Source organism: Streptomyces sp. NPDC001401, assembly GCF_042895385.1.
Lineage (GTDB): Bacteria > Actinomycetota > Actinomycetes > Streptomycetales > Streptomycetaceae > Streptomyces.
In genome coordinates, this window is sequence record NZ_JBIAWI010000017.1 from 159,942 (window position 1) to 176,557 (window position 16,616).

At 71.4% G+C, this 16,616-nt stretch carries 15 protein-coding genes; 6 read left to right on the top strand and 9 right to left on the bottom strand.

The annotated features are described in order from the left end of the window. Positions 1-21: 21 nt before the first annotated feature. Genes ACFY10_RS41040 through ACFY10_RS41050 form a run of 3 tightly spaced genes read right to left on the bottom strand, consistent with a single transcriptional unit; the run spans position 22 to position 2,848 of the window. A complete protein-coding gene (locus ACFY10_RS41040) occupies positions 22-1,737 on the bottom strand; it encodes a cation acetate symporter (protein ID WP_390670408.1) in 1,716 nt (571 codons plus the stop codon). Continuing rightward, positions 1,734-2,096, bottom strand: a complete 363-nt coding sequence (locus ACFY10_RS41045) for a hypothetical protein (RefSeq protein ID WP_390670409.1) — start codon at positions 2,094-2,096, stop codon at positions 1,734-1,736. Before ACFY10_RS41045 ends, ACFY10_RS41040 begins: the two co-directional genes overlap by 4 nt. Positions 2,097-2,098: 2 nt before the next feature. Then, complete coding sequence (locus ACFY10_RS41050) at positions 2,099-2,848, bottom strand: LytR/AlgR family response regulator transcription factor (RefSeq protein ID WP_390670410.1); 750 nt, start codon at positions 2,846-2,848, stop codon at positions 2,099-2,101. A gap of 78 nt (positions 2,849-2,926) precedes the next feature. On the opposite strand from ACFY10_RS41050, the gene ACFY10_RS41055 reads away from it, so the two are divergent. The 6 genes from ACFY10_RS41055 (at position 2,927) to ACFY10_RS41080 (ending at position 10,474) form a co-directional block, all read left to right on the top strand. Next, positions 2,927-3,412, top strand: coding sequence for an Lrp/AsnC family transcriptional regulator (locus tag ACFY10_RS41055; protein WP_351479364.1), 486 nt, complete (start codon positions 2,927-2,929; stop codon positions 3,410-3,412). Between the two features lie 154 nt (positions 3,413-3,566). Beyond that, a complete protein-coding gene (gene ddaH, locus ACFY10_RS41060) occupies positions 3,567-4,379 on the top strand; it encodes a dimethylargininase (protein ID WP_390670411.1) in 813 nt (270 codons plus the stop codon). Continuing rightward, entirely contained in the window at positions 4,376-5,596 is a 1,221-nt protein-coding gene (rocD, locus tag ACFY10_RS41065; protein ID WP_390670412.1) for an ornithine--oxo-acid transaminase, read from the top strand. The genes ddaH and rocD overlap by 4 nt, the downstream gene beginning before the upstream one ends. A 121-nt stretch (positions 5,597-5,717) precedes the next feature. Further along, a complete protein-coding gene (locus ACFY10_RS41070) occupies positions 5,718-8,183 on the top strand; it encodes a SpoIIE family protein phosphatase (RefSeq protein WP_390670414.1) in 2,466 nt (821 codons plus the stop codon). A 69-nt stretch (positions 8,184-8,252) separates the two neighbouring features. Next, positions 8,253-9,482: a SpoIIE family protein phosphatase gene (locus tag ACFY10_RS41075; RefSeq protein WP_390670415.1), complete on the top strand. Its 1,230-nt coding sequence runs from the start codon at positions 8,253-8,255 to the stop codon at positions 9,480-9,482. A 260-nt stretch (positions 9,483-9,742) separates the two neighbouring features. Then, positions 9,743-10,474 carry a lysophospholipid acyltransferase family protein gene (locus ACFY10_RS41080; RefSeq protein ID WP_390670416.1) on the top strand — a complete coding sequence of 244 codons (732 nt, stop codon included), beginning with the start codon at positions 9,743-9,745 and terminating at the stop codon, positions 10,472-10,474. Positions 10,475-10,552: 78 nt separating this feature from the next. Here ACFY10_RS41080 and ACFY10_RS41085 read toward each other — a convergent pair whose 3' ends face one another. From ACFY10_RS41085 to ACFY10_RS41110, 6 genes are all read right to left on the bottom strand, one after another. After that, positions 10,553-12,148: an alpha/beta hydrolase gene (locus tag ACFY10_RS41085; RefSeq protein WP_390670417.1), complete on the bottom strand. Its 1,596-nt coding sequence runs from the start codon at positions 12,146-12,148 to the stop codon at positions 10,553-10,555. Between the two features lie 139 nt (positions 12,149-12,287). After that, positions 12,288-13,055, bottom strand: a complete 768-nt coding sequence (locus ACFY10_RS41090) for an urease accessory protein UreD (protein WP_390670418.1) — start codon at positions 13,053-13,055, stop codon at positions 12,288-12,290. After that, complete coding sequence (gene ureG / locus ACFY10_RS41095; protein WP_390670419.1) at positions 13,043-13,720, bottom strand: urease accessory protein UreG; 678 nt, start codon at positions 13,718-13,720, stop codon at positions 13,043-13,045. Before ureG ends, ACFY10_RS41090 begins: the two co-directional genes overlap by 13 nt. 172 nt (positions 13,721-13,892) lie before the next feature. Next, positions 13,893-14,567: an urease accessory protein UreF gene (locus ACFY10_RS41100; protein WP_390670420.1), complete on the bottom strand. Its 675-nt coding sequence runs from the start codon at positions 14,565-14,567 to the stop codon at positions 13,893-13,895. Positions 14,568-14,580: 13 nt separating this feature from the next. Next, entirely contained in the window at positions 14,581-16,302 is a 1,722-nt protein-coding gene (locus tag ACFY10_RS41105; RefSeq protein ID WP_390670421.1) for an urease subunit alpha, read from the bottom strand. Further along, a complete protein-coding gene (locus tag ACFY10_RS41110; RefSeq protein WP_115914097.1) occupies positions 16,295-16,606 on the bottom strand; it encodes an urease subunit beta in 312 nt (103 codons plus the stop codon). Before ACFY10_RS41110 ends, ACFY10_RS41105 begins: the two co-directional genes overlap by 8 nt. Positions 16,607-16,616 lie beyond the last annotated feature (10 nt).

Genomic DNA, 16,616 nt, shown 5'->3' on the forward strand with positions numbered 1-16,616 from the left:
CCGACAGGAAACTCCCGTGCGTCACCGTGTCCTCAGCGGAGCGCTCAGTTCCTCCGGCAGATGGAACCTCGCCAGGATCGCCTCCGTCCCGCCCGGCACCCGCCCCGGGGTGGCCAGGGACACCAGCACCATGGTGAGGAAGCCGAGCGGCACCGACCAGAGGGCTGGCCAGGCCAGTAAAGCGTGCAGCGGGCCCGTGCCCGGGAAGCCCGCCATCGTCGCGGCCACCGCCACGAACGCCGAACCGCCGCCGATCAGCATGCCGGCGGCCGCGCCCGGCGGAGTCAGCCGCCGCCACCAGATGCCGAGGACGAGCAACGGGCAGAAGGACGACGCGGACACGGCGAAGGCCAGCCCGACGGCATCGGCGACGGGAAGTCCGCCGACGATGACACTGGCGGCGAGCGGTACGGCCATGGAGAGCACCGTGCCGAGCCTGAAGTGCCGTACGCCGCGCGTGGGGAGGACGTCCTGGGTGAGCACCCCGGCGACGGCCATGGTCAGCCCGGACGCCGTGGACAGGAACGCGGCGAAGGCGCCGCCCGCCACCAGCGCGCCCAGCAGGTCTCCGCCGACGCCCCCGATCATGCGGTCGGGCAGCAGCAGGACGGCGGCGTCCGCGTCGCCGGTGAGGGTGAGTTCGGGGGTGTAGAGCCGGCCGAGGGCGCCGTACAGGGGCGGCAGCAGGTAGAAGGCGCCGATCAGGCCGAGCACGGCCACCGTGGTGCGGCGGGCGGCGACGCCGTGCGGGCTGGTGTAGAAGCGGACGACGACGTGCGGCAGGCCCATGGTGCCGAGGAAGGTGGCGAGGATCAGCCCGTATGTGGCGTACAGCGGGCGTTCCTCGCGGCTCGCGGCCAGCGAGGTCGACATGCCGCCGTTGGTGCCTCGGTCGGCGGCCGGGACGGTGGTGCCCTTGGCGAAGGTCAGCCGGGTGCCCCGCTCGATGTGGTGGGTGCCGGAGGGGAGTCGGATCGGACCGCCGTCGTGGGTGCGGCCGTCGACCGTGCCGGTGACGGTGACCGTCAGCGGCCGGTCCAGCTTCAGGTCGAGGCTGTCGTCCACGCGTACGACGCGCTGCTCGCGGAAGGTCGCCGGTTCCTCGAAGGCATGGCGGGGCGCACCGTCGCCCTGCCAGGCGAGGACCAGGAACAGAGCGGGCACCAGCAGGGCGGTGAGCTTGAGCCAGTACTGGAAGGCCTGCACGAAGGTGATGCTACGCATCCCGCCGGCGGCGACGGTCGCGACCACGACGACGGCCACGATCAGCCCGCCGAGCGAGCCGGGTGCGCCGGTCAGCACCGTCAACGTCAGCCCGGCGCCCTGGAGTTGGGGCAGCAGATACAGCCATCCGACGCCGACCACGAAGGCCCCGGCCAGCCGCCGTACCGCATGCGAGGCGAGCCTGGCCTCGGCGAAGTCGGGCAGGGTGTAGGCACCGGAGCGGCGCAGCGGGGCGGCGACGAACAGCAGCAGGACCAGATAGCCGGCGGTGTAGCCGACCGGGTACCAGAGCATGTCGGGGCCCTGGACCAGGACCAGGCCCGCGATGCCCAGGAAGGAGGCGGCGGAGAGGTATTCGCCGCTGATGGCGGCCGCGTTGAGGCGGGGGCCGACGGTGCGGGAGGCGACGTAGAAGTCGGAGGTGGTGCGGGAGATGCGCAGGCCGAAGGCGCCGACCAGGACGGTCGCCACCACCACCAGAGCAACCGCCGGAACGGCGTAACTGGAGTTCACCGGTCTTCCACGAGCCGCACGAAGTCCCGTTCGTTGCGCTCGGCGCGCCGTACGTACCACAGGGCGAGCAGGACCATCGGGGCGTAGAGGCAGAAGCCGAGGATCACCCACTCCAGGCGGCGGGCGTCCGGGGTGGCGGCGAAGAGCAGCGGGAGCGGGCCGATCAGCAGGCCGAGGAACGCGAACACCGCGAGGGCGGCGCGGAGTTGGGTGCGCATGAGGGAGCGGACGTAGGTGTGGCCGAGGGTGGTCTGCTCGTCGATCTCGGTGCGCGGGCGGTAGTAGCCGGAGGCGCGGCGAGTGCGGCGGGGCGGGCCGGTGACGACGACGCGGCGTTCGGCGGGGTCCTGGCTGGGCATGGCTACGGCCTCCTCATCAGCAGGTCCCGCAGTTCGCGCGCGTGCCGTCGGCTGACCTGGAGTTCCTCGTCGCCGACCAGGACGCTCACCGTGCCCGCGTCCAGGCGCAGTTCGCCGACGTGGCGCAGGGCGACCAGGTGGCGGCGGTGAATGCGGACGAAGCCGCGGGAGCGCCAGCGCTCCTCCAGGGTGGACAGCGGGATCCGTACCAGGTGGCTGCCCTTGTCGGTGTGCAGGCGGGCGTAGTCGCCCCGGGCCTCGACATGGGTGATGTCGTCGACGGCGACGAAGCGGGTCACGCCGCCGAGTTCGACCGGTATGTGGTCGGGGTCGGGCTCGTGCACGGGGATGCGCGGGGTGTTGTCGGTGAGTTCGGCGGCCCGGCGGATCGCCTCTGCCAGGCGTTCCTTGCGCACGGGCTTGAGGACGTAGTCGACGGCCTTGAGGTCGAAGGCCTGGACGGCGAAGTCCTCGTGGGCGGTGACGAACACGACCAGCGGCGGCTGGGCGAACCCGGTCAGCAGCCGGGCCAGGTCGAGGCCGTCGAGGCCGGGCATGTGGATGTCGAGGAAGACGACGTCGATCGCCTCCGGCCCGCCCGGACCGGACTCCAGCGCACGGTTGATGCGGCGCAGCGCCCCGGTCGCGTCGCCTGCGCCCTCCGCGCTGCCTACGCGGGGGTCCGCGTTCAGCAGATACAGCAGTTCCTCCAGCGAGGGGCGTTCGTCGTCGACGGCGAGGGCGCGCAGCATGAACCCGGAGTGTAGGTGGAATCCGCACGTGTGGACATGCGCCGAGGTGTGCACGTTCCCGCTGGATACAGTGCCGACATGAACAGCAGGCCGGCCCCCTTCGACGAGCTCGACCGGAAGATCATCACCGCCTTGATGGCGAACGCCAGGACGAGCTTTGCCGAGATCGGTGCGGCCGTCGGGCTGTCGTCCACGGCGGTCAAGCGGCGAGTGGACCGGCTGCGCGAGACGGGGGTGATCACCGGGTTCACGGCCACGGTGCAGCCGGCGGCGCTGGGCTGGCGCACGGAGGCGTACGTCGAGGTGTACTGCGAGGGCGCGGCCCCGCCGCGGCGGCTCGCGGAGGTGGTCCGCAACCATCCGGAGATCACGGCGGCGATGACGGTGACCGGTGGCGCGGACGCGCTGCTGCACGTACGGGCGCGGGACGTGGACCACTTCGAGGAGGTGCTGGAGCGGATCCGCATCGAGCCCTTCATCCGCAAGACGATCAGTGTGATGGTGCTGTCCCATCTGCTCCCGGAGAGCCCGGAGGCGGGCGCCACCCAGCCCGCTCCCGAATAAACATCCGAGAACGCAGCAAGGCTGCGCAGAACCCGGCGAAGACGCAGCATTCCTGCGCGGACACGCAATTCTTGTTCCTTGTCGGCCGCCTCCGTCACTTCCTACCTTGGTGTCAACCCACCCTCGACACCGCAGGAAGCGGAGGAACCCCTCTGTGTCCGATTCCCGTGTGCCGCGCCGGCGGCGCTTCCTCGTCTGCGAACCCAGACACTTCGCCGTGCAGTACGCGATCAACCCCTGGATGCAACCCGATGCCCGCGTCGACGTGGACCTGGCCCAGGAGCAGTGGCAGGCGCTGATCGGCGCCTACCGGGCCCACGGCCACACCGTCGACACCCTGGAGCCGGCCCCCGGTCTCCCGGACATGGTCTTCGCCGCGAACTCGGCGGTCGTCGTCGACGGCCGTGTCTTCGGCGCCCTCTTCCACGCGCCCCAGCGGCGCCCGGAGTCCACGCACTACGACACCTGGTTCAAGGCGGCCGGCTTCGACGTCCACCGCCCCGAGGCCGTCTGCGAGGGCGAGGGCGACCTGGTCTGGACGGGCCGCTACGTGCTGGCCGGCACCGGATTCCGTACGACCCGTGAGGCGCACCGCGAGGTGCAGGAGTTCTTCGGCCACCCGGTGATCAGCCTGACGCTGGTCGACCCGCGCTTCTACCACCTCGACACGGCGCTGTTCGTCCTGGACGACGACAACATCTCCTACTACCCGCAGGCGTTCTCGCCGGGCAGCCGGGAGGTGCTCGAGCGGCTCTATCCGGACGCGGTGCTCGCCACCCTCGACGACGCGCTGGCCTTCGGCCTGAACTCCGTCTCCGACGGCCGCCACGTCTTCATCGCGCCCCAGGCCGAGGCGCTCACCACCGCCCTCGCCGACCGCGGCTATGTCCCCGTCCCCGTCGACCTGTCCGAGTTCCGCAAGGCAGGCGGCGGCATCAAGTGCTGCACTCAGGAGATCCGTTCATGACCGCTCCCGTGACCACGCGTTCGTCCGCCGAGCTGATCCGCGCCGAGGAACCGGTCCTGGCGCACAACTACCACCCGCTGCCCGTGGTCGTCGCCCGCGCCGAGGGCACCTGGGTGGAGGACGTCGAGGGCCGCCGCTACCTCGACATGCTGGCCGGCTACTCGGCCCTCAACTTCGGCCACCGCCACCCCGCGCTGATCGAGGCGGCCCACCAGCAGCTCGACCGCCTCACCCTCACCTCCCGCGCCTTCCACAACGACAAGCTCGCCGAGTTCGCCGAGCGGCTGGCCGAGCTGACCGGCCTGGACATGGTGCTGCCGATGAACACCGGCGCCGAGGCCGTCGAGTCCGGTATCAAGGTCGCCCGCAAGTGGGCGTACGAGGTCAAGGGCGTCCCCGCCGACCAGGCGACGATCGTCGTCGCCGCGGAGAACTTCCACGGCCGTACGACGACGATCGTCAGCTTCTCCACGGACGAGACGGCACGGGCGGGCTTCGGCCCCTTCACGCCGGGCTTCCGGATCGTGCCCTACAACGACCTGGCGGCGCTGGAGGCGGCGGTCGACGAAACCACGGCGGCCGTACTCCTCGAGCCCATCCAGGGCGAGGCTGGTGTCGTCATCCCGGACGACGGCTATCTCACCGGGGTGCGCGAGCTGACCCGCCGCAAGGGCTGCCTGTTCATCGCCGACGAGATCCAGTCGGGGCTCGGCCGCACCGGCCGCACCCTCGCCGTCGAGCACGAGTCGGTCGTCCCGGACGTCCTGCTGCTGGGCAAGGCGCTGGGCGGCGGCATCGTCCCGGTCTCCGCGGTGGTCGCACGCCGGGACGTGCTCGGTGTGCTGCGGCCGGGCGAACACGGCTCGACGTTCGGCGGCAACCCCCTGGCAGCCGCGGTCGGCACCGCCGTCGTGGAACTGCTGGAGACGGGCGAGTACCAGCGCCGGGCCGCCGAGCTCGGCGTGGTGCTGCGCGGTGGCCTGGCCTCCCTGGTCGGCAAGGGCGTCGCCGGCTTCCGCGCCCGCGGCCTGTGGGCCGGCGTCGACATCGACCCGGCCATCGGCACCGGCCGCGAGATCAGCCGGCGGCTGATGGACGAGGGCGTCCTGGTCAAGGACACCCACGGCTCCACGATCCGGCTGGCGCCGCCGCTGACGATCACCGGGCAGGAGCTGGAGTCGGCGCTCGGGGCGCTGGAGAAGGTCCTGGCTTCGTGACCGAGGTGGGGGGGCGGTCGAACCCCGCCCCCCACTCTTCTCTGCGTCCCCGCACGTTGCCCGAAGGGTGAAGATGGGGACAAGAGGTGGTAGACCACTCTCAGCGACAGAGAGGTCGGCCGTGGGCACTGAAGAGGAGCAGGACGTTGCCCGGCAGCGTTTCGACGTGGCCGATGCCGCGCCCCTGCTGCTCGATGCGCAGGGCGTGGTGCGCAGCTGGACGAGGGACGCCGAGCGGCTGCTGGCGTACACGCCTGCCGAGGTGGTGGGCACCAAGGTGGCCGGCCTGCTGGCCGCAGAGGACGCCGCCCGGGTGCCCGAGCTGGTCGAGCGGTGCCGCCGGGACGGCGGCTGGGCGGGGCTGCTGACCGCGCAGCGCAAGGGCGGGCGGCCGGTCCGGCTGATGGTGCGGATCACTCCGGCGGTGGAACCCGGCGGCGCGGCACTCTGGCTGGTGCTGCTCTCCGACATGGCGGCCGGGGCGCGCGGCTGGGACATGAGCCGTACGGTGCTGGAGCAGATGGTGACCGGCTCCCCCGTCGGCATAGCGATCGTGGACGCCGATCTGCGGTGCGTCTGGTCGAACGCGGCCCTGGAGCAGTTCGGCGGCGGGTCCGCCCGGGAGCGGCTGGGGCGGCGGCTGGCGGAGATCCAGCCGGGCATCGACTCCGAGAGCATCGAGACCCAGATGCGGCGCGTGCTGGAGTCCGGCCGCCCGGTGGTCGGGTACGAGCATGTCGGCCAGGTGCGGTCGGCGCCGCACCGGGAGACGGCGCACATGATGTCGTTCACCCGGCTCGACGATGAGCAGGGACACCCGATGGGCGTGTACTACACCGTCGTCGACGTCACCGAGCGGCACCGCGCCCGGCAGCGCCTCGCCCTGCTCGACCGGGCCGGCGAGCACATCGGCCGCACCCTGGACATCGTGCGGACCGCGCAGGAGCTGGCCGACGTGGCCGTGCCGGGATTCGCCGACTTCGTCTGCGTGGACCTGCTGGAGTCGGTGCTGCGGGGCGCGGAGCCCCCGGCCGGGCCGCCGGCCGACCCGGGTCGGGTGCCGCTGCGCAGGGCCGGCCACCAGTCGGTGAACGCCGGCGTCCCGGAGGCCGTCGTGGAGATCGGCGAAGTGGCCGCCTATGTCGCCGGCTCGCCACCGATCCGGAGCCTGAGCACGGGCCGGTCCTGGCGCGAGGAGCAGCTCGACCCGCTCGCCAAGGAGTGGGCCACGGACATACCGGGCGGGCGGACGGCCACCTTCCTGGAGCTGGGGCTGCACAGCGTGATCATCGTGCCGATCCGCGCGCGGGGCATCAGCCTGGGCGTCACTTCGTTCTTCCGGCGCCGGCGTCAGGAGCCGTTCGACGAGGACGATCTCAGCCTGGCCGAGGACCTGGTGTCGCGGGCGGCGGTCTGCGTGGACAACGCCCGCCGCTACACCCGCGAACGCAATGCGGCGCTGGTCCTGCAGCGCAGCCTGCTCCCCCACCGGCTGCCCGAGCAGAACGCAGTGGAGGTGGCCGCCTACTACCGGCCCGCCGACGAGCTGACCGGCCTCGGCGGCGACTGGTACGACCTCATTCCGCTGTCCGGCGCGCGCGTCGCCCTCGTCGTGGGCGAGGTACCGGGCCACGGCATCGACGCTGCCGCGGCCATGGGACGCCTGCGGACCGCCGTACGCACCCTCGCGGCGCTGGATCTGCCGCCGGAGGAGGTGCTGGCCCACCTCGACGACCTGGTCGCGCGGACCGGCCGCGAGGAGGGCGGCGAACCGGACGGTCCGCAGGGCGCGGACGTCCAGGTCGCGGGGGCCGGTTGTGTGTACGTCGTCTACGACCCCGTCGACGGGCAGTGCACGATGGCCGCCGCGGGCCACCCCGCACCCGCCGTCGTCCTGCCCGACGGCAGCGTCAGCTTCGTGGACCTGCCGCAGGGGCCGCCGCTCGGCGCCGCCGGACCGCCGTTCGAGGCGGTGGAACTGGCCCTCGCCGAGGGCAGCACGCTCGCGCTGCACACCGACGGGCTGCTGGCCCACGAGGACGAAGGGCGGGCCGTCGGCGCGGACCGCGACCGGCTGCGCCGCGCCCTGGAGCGGGTCGCGCCCTCGCTCGACCTGCGCTGCCGGGCCGTGGTCGACGCACTGATCCCGGACCGCCCGGACGACGACGTGGCCCTGCTGATGGCCCACACCAGGCTCCTCGGCGCCGACCAGGTCGCCGACTGGGACCTGCCCGCCGACCCGGCCATCGTCGCCGACGCCCGCAAGGAGGCGGCCCGGCAGCTGGCCGAGTGGGGCCTGGACGAGCTGGCCTTCACCACGGAACTCGTCGTCAGCGAGCTGGTCACCAACGCCATCCGGCACGCCGAAGGCCCCATCCGGCTGCGCCTGATCAGGGAACGCGCCCTGATCTGCGAGGTCTCCGACGGCGGCGCCACCGCGCCCCATCTGCGCCATCCGCGCACCACGGACGAGGGCGGCCGCGGACTGCTGCTGGTCTCCCAGTTCACCCAGCGGTGGGGCACCCGCTTCGTCCCCGAGGGGAAGGTCATCTGGGCAGAGCAGTCCCTGACGGATCCTCCGGCCTGACATACCGAGACCGTGCATAGATCGCATCACGTGCGAAAATGACGTGAACCCGGCGGTGAGGCGGTGGCCATGAACGATGGGTCGATCGACTACGGCGCAGTGTTCCAGGCCCTTCCCGGCATGGTGGCGCTGCTGACGCCCGAGCTGGTGTACGCGGACGTCAATGAGGAGTTCTGCACGATGTCCGGCCGCAAGCGCCAGGACCTGGTCGGGCGCTATCTGTTCGACGTCTTCCCCGACAACCCCAACGACTCCGGCGCGTCGGGCATGCGCAACCTGGCTGCCTCACTGCAACGCGTGATCGCCACGGGCGAACGCGACGCCATGGCCCTGCAGCGCTACGACGTGGAGAACCCCGACCGGCCCGGTGAGTGGGAGGAGCGCTACTGGAGCCCCGTCAACGCACCGGCGTTCGGCCCCGACGGCAAGGTGACCCTGCTGGTGCACCGGGTCGAGGAGGTCACCGAACTCATCAAGGCCCGCGGCGGGCCCAGCGGCAGCCGCGCCCGCGTCCTCGAGGCCGAGCTGTACACGCGCGCCCGCGAACTCCAGGAGGTCAACGAGCGGCTGCGGCAGGCGCACGCACGCGAGCGGGAGGTGGCCCTCGCCCTGCAGGAGGCCATGCTGCCCGCCCGTCGGCAGGTGGGCCACTACGACGCCGCCGTGCGTTACCGGCCCGCGGTCGGCGCGCTGAACGTGTGCGGGGACTGGTACGACCTGGTCGACCTGGTCGGCGGCCACCGCATCGGCGTGGCGGTGGGCGACGTGGTCGGGCACGGGCTGGAGGCCGCCGGGGTCATGGGCCAGCTGCGCAGCGCGCTGAGCGCCGCCTCCCGCGTCGCCGAGGGCCCGGGCGAGGCGCTGAACGTCCTGGGCCGGTATGCGCACGTGGTCGACGGCGCCGAGTCCGCCACCGCCGTCACGACGTTCATCGACTTCGACGAGCACACCATCACCTACAGCAGCGCCGGGCACCCCCCACCGGTCCTGGTCCACGCCGACGGCCGCATCGAGTTCCTCGACCAGGCCACCGACCCGCCGCTCGACGCCCGTCCCGACCCGATCCCAAGACCCCAGGCCTGCGCGCGGTACACCGTGGGCGCCACCCTCGTCCTCTACACCGACGGCCTGATCGAACGCAGACGCGAGGACATCGACACCGGCCTGGCCCGCCTCGCCGACGCCCTCGCGCGCCACCGCACGGAGGACCCCGAACGGCTGGCGGACTCGGTCCTGCTGGAGCTGCTGCCGCCGGGCGGCGCGACCGACGACACAGCCCTCGTCATCGTGCGGCTGTGAGCGAGCAGACGGCGCGGCGCGCCGCAAGAGCCGGGCGCCCGCCAGCAGTTGAGCGTGATCGCGCCATGATGTGTCATCCGGTTGCTGTCTACCAGCCGGTAACTGGAGGCTGGTGCGGCAGTTGTCCCCACGCGCGCGACGCGGCGTCCGCCGTGTTCCGGCGAACTGCGCCTGCACATAGACTGGCGGCCCCACAACACGCCGGTTGACCTGCTGGAACGCGGCGGCACAGGCGATCCGCCGGAGTGAGGAGCGACCTTTTGTTCTACTACGTGCTCAAATATGTGTTGTTGGGACCTCTGCTGAGACTGGTCTTCCGGCCTCGCATCGAAGGCCTCGAACACGTACCGGCCGAAGGTCCGGCGATCGTCGCCGGCAACCATCTGTCCTTCTCGGACCACTTCCTGATGCCGGCGATCCTCAAGCGCCGCATCACCTTCCTCGCGAAGAAGGAGTACTTCACGGGTCCCGGCATCAAGGGCCGCCTCACCGCGACCTTCTTCCGCAGCGCCGGGCAGATCCCGGTCGACCGCACCGGCAAGGAAGCGGGCCAGGCCGCCATCCGCGAGGGCCTCGGCGTGCTGCGCAAGAACGAACTGCTCGGCATCTACCCGGAGGGCACCCGCTCGCACGACGGCCGCCTCTACAAGGGCAAGGTCGGGGTGGCGGTGATGGCCCTGCGGGCCCAGGTGCCCGTCATCCCCTGCGCGATGATCGGCACCTTCGAGGCGCAGCCGCCCGGCAAGGTCATCCCGAACATCCACCCCGTCGTCATCCGCTTCGGCAAGCCCCTCGACTTCTCCCGCTACGCGGGCATGGAGAACGAGAAGGCGATCCTGCGCGCCGTCACCGACGAGATCATGTACGCCATCCTGTCGCTGTCCGAGCAGGAGTACGTCGACGAGTACGCGGCCGTGGCGAAGGCGGCGCAGGCCGAGACGGCAAAGGCCGCGGAGAAGGAGCGCCGCTTCCCGCGGATGCCGCTGGGTTAGGCCGGGCGAGTCGAGCACGAGGAAGGGGCGGCCGGAGTGTTCCGGCCGCCCCTCGCTTCGTACTGGTGAGGCTGCCGGTTACGGCTTGGGCGTGGCGTGCGGGGTGCAGGTCACGTCAGCGGCGTCCAGCTTGCCGGTGAGCAGGTAGTCGTCGACCCGCTGGTTGATGCAGGGGTTGACCAGACCGGTCACGCCGTGCGAGCCCGCGTCCTTCTCGGTGATCAGGCGGGAGCCCTTGAAGCGGTCGTGCAGTTCGACGGCGCCGTCGTACGGGGTGGCGGCGTCACGGGTGGACTGCACGATCATGACCTGCGGCAGGCCCTTGTGGGTCTTGACGTTCACCGGGCGCTGCTGCTTGACCGGCCAGGTGGCGCACGGCAGGTTCATCCAGGCGTTGGCCCAGGTCATGAACGGGTAGTTCTTGTTGAGCTCGGTGTTGTCCTTGTCCCACTTCTTCCAGCTGGTGGGCCACTTGACGTCGGTGCACTCGACGGCCGTGTAGACGGCGTTGCCGTTCTCCGCGGTGATGTTGCCCGCGGTGTTCGACAGGTCCGGGGCGGCCGCGTCGACCAGCGCCTGGGTGTCACCGGCGAAGTACTTGCTGAAGACCGTCGCGACCGGCACCCACGAGGAGTCGTAGTACGGGGCGCTCTGGAAGAAGGAGATCAGCTCGGCCGGGCCGACGACCCCGCCGATGGGGCTCTTCTTGGCAGTGGCGCGCAGCTCGAGCCACTTCGCCTGGACCGCGTCGCGCGTGGTGCCGAGGTGGAAGGCGGCGTCGTTGGCGGCGACCCAGTCCTCCCAGTCCTTCCAACGGCCCTCGAAGGCGACGTCCTGGTCCAGGTTGGCCTGGTACCAGATCTTCTCCCGCGACGGGTTGACGACGCTGTCCACGATCATGCGGCGCAGGTGGCCCGGGAACATGGTGCCGTAGACGGCGCCGATGTAGGTGCCGTAGGAGACGCCCAGGTAGTTGAGCTTCTTCTCGCCGAGCGCGGCACGGATCACGTCCAGGTCGCGCACCGTGTTGGGCGTGGTCATCTGCGCCAGCACGTCCTTGCCGCTGCGCTCGGCGCACCCGTCCGCGTACTCGCGGGCCAGCTTGCGCTGGGCGAGCTTGTCGGCCTCGGAGTCCGGCACCGGGTCGGCCTTGGGCGCCTTCACGAACTCCTGCGGGTCAATGCAGGAGATGGGCGCGGAGTGGCCGACACCACGCGGGTCGAAGCCCACGAAGTCGTACGCCTTGGCCACGTTGGCCCACACCGCGTTCTTGGTCGTGACGCGGCGCGGGAAGCGCATGCCGGAGGCGCCGGGGCCGCCCGGGTTGTAGACGAGCGCGCCCTGGCGCTCCTCCTTCGTCCCCGTGTTGCCGATGCGGTCGACGGCGAGCTTGATCTGCTTGCCGTACGGCTTGGCGTAGTCGAGCGGGACGCTGACGTACCCGCACTGGATGGGCTTCTCAAACCCCCAGTCGGCCGGGCAGTCCTGCCAGTCGATCCCGGCCTTCGCGGCCCGCTCGGCCGCGATGGCGGCACCGCGGGCCTCACGGTCCTGCCCGTGCCGCGAGCCCGCAGTCGCGCTGGCACTCGGCGCCGCGACGGCGCCGGCTATGAGCGTCGCCGCGGCGAGCACTCCGGCCGAGCCGAGCGCCGCGGCCCGCTTATTTCGTCTCATATCCCTCAAGTGGGACCTCCCCCAACGTCATTGCGATTGTCAGGGGGATCCTTTCGGTTGTGAACATGCCGAGAACAGGGGTCGTTGACCTTCTTTACCAATCCGATAAACGGTGAACCCTGTCCCGCTCAGCGGAGACTCAGGTGACGGCGGCAAGCGCCTCGTCCAGCACCCGCCGCAGCCGCAGAGCATCGGCCGCCACGGCGCTGACGAGCACGGCGGGCCCGGCGAGCGGCATGACCACGGCACCCTCCCCCACCACCCGGGCCGTCACGGGTTCCACCCCGAACTCGGGCCGTACGACGACCAGTTGCCCCACGGCCCGATGCCCGCCCAGCACGGCCGGACCGTCCCACCCGCCCGGCGCTCCGGGCCCGCAGGCCAGCTCCTGGTCCAGGAGCGCCCGCCCCTCGACACACACCGTAAGACGGCTGGTCAGCCTCCCGGGTTCCTCCCCGGCCCGCCCGAGTACCTGCTCCTCGCGCAGCACGAGCCGGGCGGCACCGCCGAGCTCGACTCGGGTCCTGACGTACAGGTCACTTCCGTGCGCGGAGATCAACTGCTCGGGCAGCCACTCCAGTTCGCCCCCGTCGGCGACGTCGAGCCGTACGTCGTAGCGTGCCTCCCCCTTGGCCTGCCCGGGCAGCGCGATGGTGGCAGCGGCCGACCCGACCCGCAGCCGTGCCCCGCTGCCCACCGCCGCCTCGACGGCAAACTCGTCCCCGCCGAGCGGCCCGCTCATGGCCCCGACCAGCATGACCCGCGCCTCGGCGCCACGGCCCCGCGTCCGCCGCAGCGCGAGCGGTCCGTCCCCCTGGAGCACGGGCAGGGACGTACCACCCCTGCCGTCGTCCCGGGCGACGATCCGAGCGGTGGCCCGCACCCCGCTCACGATCACGCCGTCCACGCGGCGAGCTGCGCCCGCACCCAGCCGGCGACGTCCTTCACCCCGGCCTCACTCCTGAGCGACTGGAATACGACAGGCAGTTCGGCCCGCTGCGCCTTGGCGTCGGCCGCCATCCGCCCGAGGTCGGACCCGACGTACGGCGCGAGGTCGGTCTTGTTGACGACGAGCAGGTCCGCCGTGGTCACCCCCGGCCCGCCCTTCCGGGGAATGTCATCGCCACCCGCAACATCAATGACAAATATCTGGGCGTCGACGAGCCCCTTGGAGAAGGTCGCGGTGAGATTGTCCCCACCGGACTCGACCAGGATCAGATCCAGCGGCCCGACCTCGTCCTCCAGATCCTCCACCGCCTCCAGGTTGGCGGAGATGTCGTCCCGGATCGCGGTGTGCGGACAGGCCCCCGTCTCCACGGCAGTGATCCGCTCGGGCGGCAACACAGCTTCGCGGAGCAGGAATTCGGCATCCTCGCGGGTGTAGATGTCATTGGTGACGACAGCGAGGGAGAGCTCGTCGCGCAGGGCCCGGCAGAGGGCGGCAACGGTGGCGGTCTTGCCGGAACCGACGGGCCCGCCGAGCCCGATCCGCAGGGCACGCCGCGAGCCGTCGGGGCGGCGAGCGTCGGCGCTGACGGCGGCGGGGCCGTCGTGGGAGTGGTCGAGGTGCATATGGCGGCTCCTACTGTCTTTCTGCCTGTCTTTCTGCGGTGCCATCTCAGCGCCGGTCAGGCACTCTCAGCCCGTCCGGCGTTTGAGGACGAGGCCGTTCAGGCCGAAAAGGGGGTCCCGGGGGCAAAGCCCCCAGGGTCGGGCATGGGAAGGGGCGGCGGGGGCGAGACCGTTACGAGGCGAACAGCCGCACAGCCCAGGCGGCATGCACCTCCGCGGAAATCTCCAGCAGCGGCGCAGAAGCCGCAGGCAACGCATCGACCCCCTCGTCGACAACCCGCCGCGCCGCCTCCACCGCCCGATCCGCCACGCGATCCACCTCGGGCGCCAGCCGAGCCAGCACCCCCGTCGCATCGAACGGATCAAGACTCAGCAACCGCACGGTCGCACTCGCAGGCCCACTCACACTCTCGTACGCCGCGCAGTACGCCGCATCCACGGCCTCCAAACCCGCCGCCCGAGCGGCGAGCCCCAGCACCACCGGCTGATGCGCCCCCTTGGGAAACTCCCGTGCCAGGGCGTCGAGTTCACCCGAGGGCCAGGTCGCCCGAGCGGCCCGCATCAACTGCCGTCCGAGTTTCCGCCCGGCGACCCGCAGTGCGGGCGACGGCGTACGGGCATCCGCCGCCGCATCCAACACCACAGGATCCACACCGAGTACGGCAGCGGCAGCCAGCGAGGCCGAGACCAGCCCCGCCGTGTGCAACCGCCCCCGGCAGAAGGCCTCCAGGCTCGCGGCCCCACTGATCCGCCCGGCCTTCACGGCCGCCTCGGCCCCGCCGGAGTGCGCGTGCCCTCCGGCGGGAAAGCGTCCGTCGGCGAGAACGAGAAGTGCTGCTCTCGACATCACGACCACGCCATCAGAAGAGGAAGTACCGCTGGGCCATGGGCAGTTCGGCGGCGGGCGTCGCCTCGACGAGCTCCCCGTCGATGTGCACGGCGAAACTGTCGGGATCGATCTGTACCCGAGGCCGCGCGTCGTTCTCCCGCATGTCGGCCTTGGTCACCCCACGCGTCGACTCGATCGCGACGAACCGCTTCCCGAGCGAGAGCCGCTCCGGCAGCCCGTCCTCGATGGCGAGCGGCGCCACGAAGTTGAAGGAGTTCGAGGCGGGCGCGCGCCCGATCGCTCCGTACATCGGCCGCGGCAGGATCGGCTGCGGCGTCGGGATCGACGCGTTGGCGTCGCCCATCTGCGCATACGCGATCTGCCCGCCCTTGACGACGAGGTGCGGCTTGACCCCGAAGAACGCGGGCTCCCACAGCACGAGATCGGCGAGCTTGCCGCTCTCCACCGACCCGACCTCCCGCGCAAGACCCTGCGCGAGCGCCGGATTGATCGTGTACTTGGCCACGTACCGCCGCACCCGCCGGTTGTCAGCGCGCCCGTCACCCGGCAGCGCACCCCGCCGCCGCTTCATCACATGCGCCGTCTGCCAGGTCCGCATGATGACCTCGCCGACGCGTCCCATGGCCTGGGCGTCCGACGAGATGATCGAGATGGCGCCCAGGTCGTGCAGGATGTCCTCCGCCCCGATGGTGGACGGCCGGATCCGCGACTCGGCGAACGCCAGGTCCTCCGGCACCGCCGGATTGAGGTGGTGGCACACCATCAGCATGTCGAGGTGTTCCTCGGCGGTGTTGACGGTGTACGGCCGCGTCGGGTTGGTCGAGCTCGGCAGCACATGCGGCTCGGAGACGACGCTCATGATGTCCGGCGCATGCCCACCGCCGGCGCCCTCGGTGTGGTAGGCGTGAATGCCGCGCCCCGCGATCGCGGCGAGCGTGTCGCCCACGAACCCGGCCTCGTTCAAGGTGTCGGTGTGAATGGCGACCTGGATACCCGTCTGATCCGCCACGGTCAGCGAGGCGTCGATGACGGCCGGGGTCGACCCCCAGTCCTCGTGCAGCTTGAGCCCCAGCGCCCCGCCGCGGATCTGCGACAGCATCGCCTCGTGCGAGACGGTGTTGCCCTTGCCGAGGAAGCCGATGTTGAGCGGGTACTGCTCCATCGCCTCCAGCATCCGCGCGAGATGCCACGGACCGGGCGTGACGGTGGTCGCCTTGGAGCCCTCGGCCGGCCCTGTGCCACCGCCGACCAGCGTGGTGATGCCCGCGGACAGCGCCTCGTCGGCGATCTGCGGACAGATGAAGTGGACGTGCGCGTCGATGGCACCGGCGGTCAGGATCCGCCCGTTGCCCGCGATGACCTCGGTCTCGGGGCCGATGACCAGGTCGGGATGGACCCCGTCCATCGTGTCCGGATTGCCGGCCTTGCCGATCCCGGTGATCCGTCCGTCGCGGATGCCGACATCGGCCTTGACGATCCCCCAGTGATCGATGATCACCGCACCCGTGATGACGGTGTCCGGGGTGCCCTCTGCGCGCGTAGCACGCGACTGGCCCATGGACTCCCGGATGACCTTGCCACCGCCGAACACGGCCTCGTCACCGGCGAGTGAGGGCCCGCCGGAACGATCCTCCTCGATCTCGACGATCAGGTCGGTGTCGGCGAGCCGTATGCGGTCGCCGGTGGTGGGGCCGAACAGGTCGGCGTACGCGGCACGCGAGATCTCAGGCATCGAGGGCACCTCCGGTCTCCCCGCGCAGCCCGGGCACCACGCGGGCGCCGGCGAGCGGGACGAGTTCTACGTCGACGGGGATCCCGGGCTCGAAGCGCACGGCCGTACCGGCGGCGATGTTGAGCCGCTTGCCGCGCGCGGCGGCGCGGTCGAAGTCCAGACCGGGGTTGGCCTCGGCGAAGTGGTAGTGGGAGCCGACCTGGACGGGCCGGTCGGCGGCGTTGAGGACGGTCAGCCGGGTGACCTCGCGGCCCTCGTTGTACACGACGGGCTCGTCCGCGAACAGGATCTCGCCGGGAATCATCGAGGCCTCC

Coding starts and splice junctions, on each gene's coding strand:
- ACFY10_RS41045 (WP_390670409.1), bottom strand. CDS start 2,096: ATGCCCAGCCAGGACCCCGCCGAACGCCGCGTCGTCGTCACCGGCCCG.
- ACFY10_RS41050 (WP_390670410.1), bottom strand. CDS start 2,848: ATGCTGCGCGCCCTCGCCGTCGACGACGAACGCCCCTCGCTGGAGGAA.
- ACFY10_RS41055 (WP_351479364.1), top strand. CDS start 2,927: ATGAACAGCAGGCCGGCCCCCTTCGACGAGCTCGACCGGAAGATCATC.
- rocD (WP_390670412.1), top strand. CDS start 4,376: ATGACCGCTCCCGTGACCACGCGTTCGTCCGCCGAGCTGATCCGCGCC.
- ACFY10_RS41075 (WP_390670415.1), top strand. CDS start 8,253: ATGAACGATGGGTCGATCGACTACGGCGCAGTGTTCCAGGCCCTTCCC.
- ACFY10_RS41085 (WP_390670417.1), bottom strand. CDS start 12,148: ATGAGACGAAATAAGCGGGCCGCGGCGCTCGGCTCGGCCGGAGTGCTC.
- ureG (WP_390670419.1), bottom strand. CDS start 13,720: ATGCACCTCGACCACTCCCACGACGGCCCCGCCGCCGTCAGCGCCGAC.
- ACFY10_RS41100 (WP_390670420.1), bottom strand. CDS start 14,567: ATGTCGAGAGCAGCACTTCTCGTTCTCGCCGACGGACGCTTTCCCGCC.
- ACFY10_RS41105 (WP_390670421.1), bottom strand. CDS start 16,302: ATGCCTGAGATCTCGCGTGCCGCGTACGCCGACCTGTTCGGCCCCACC.
- ACFY10_RS41110 (WP_115914097.1), bottom strand. CDS start 16,606: ATGATTCCCGGCGAGATCCTGTTCGCGGACGAGCCCGTCGTGTACAAC.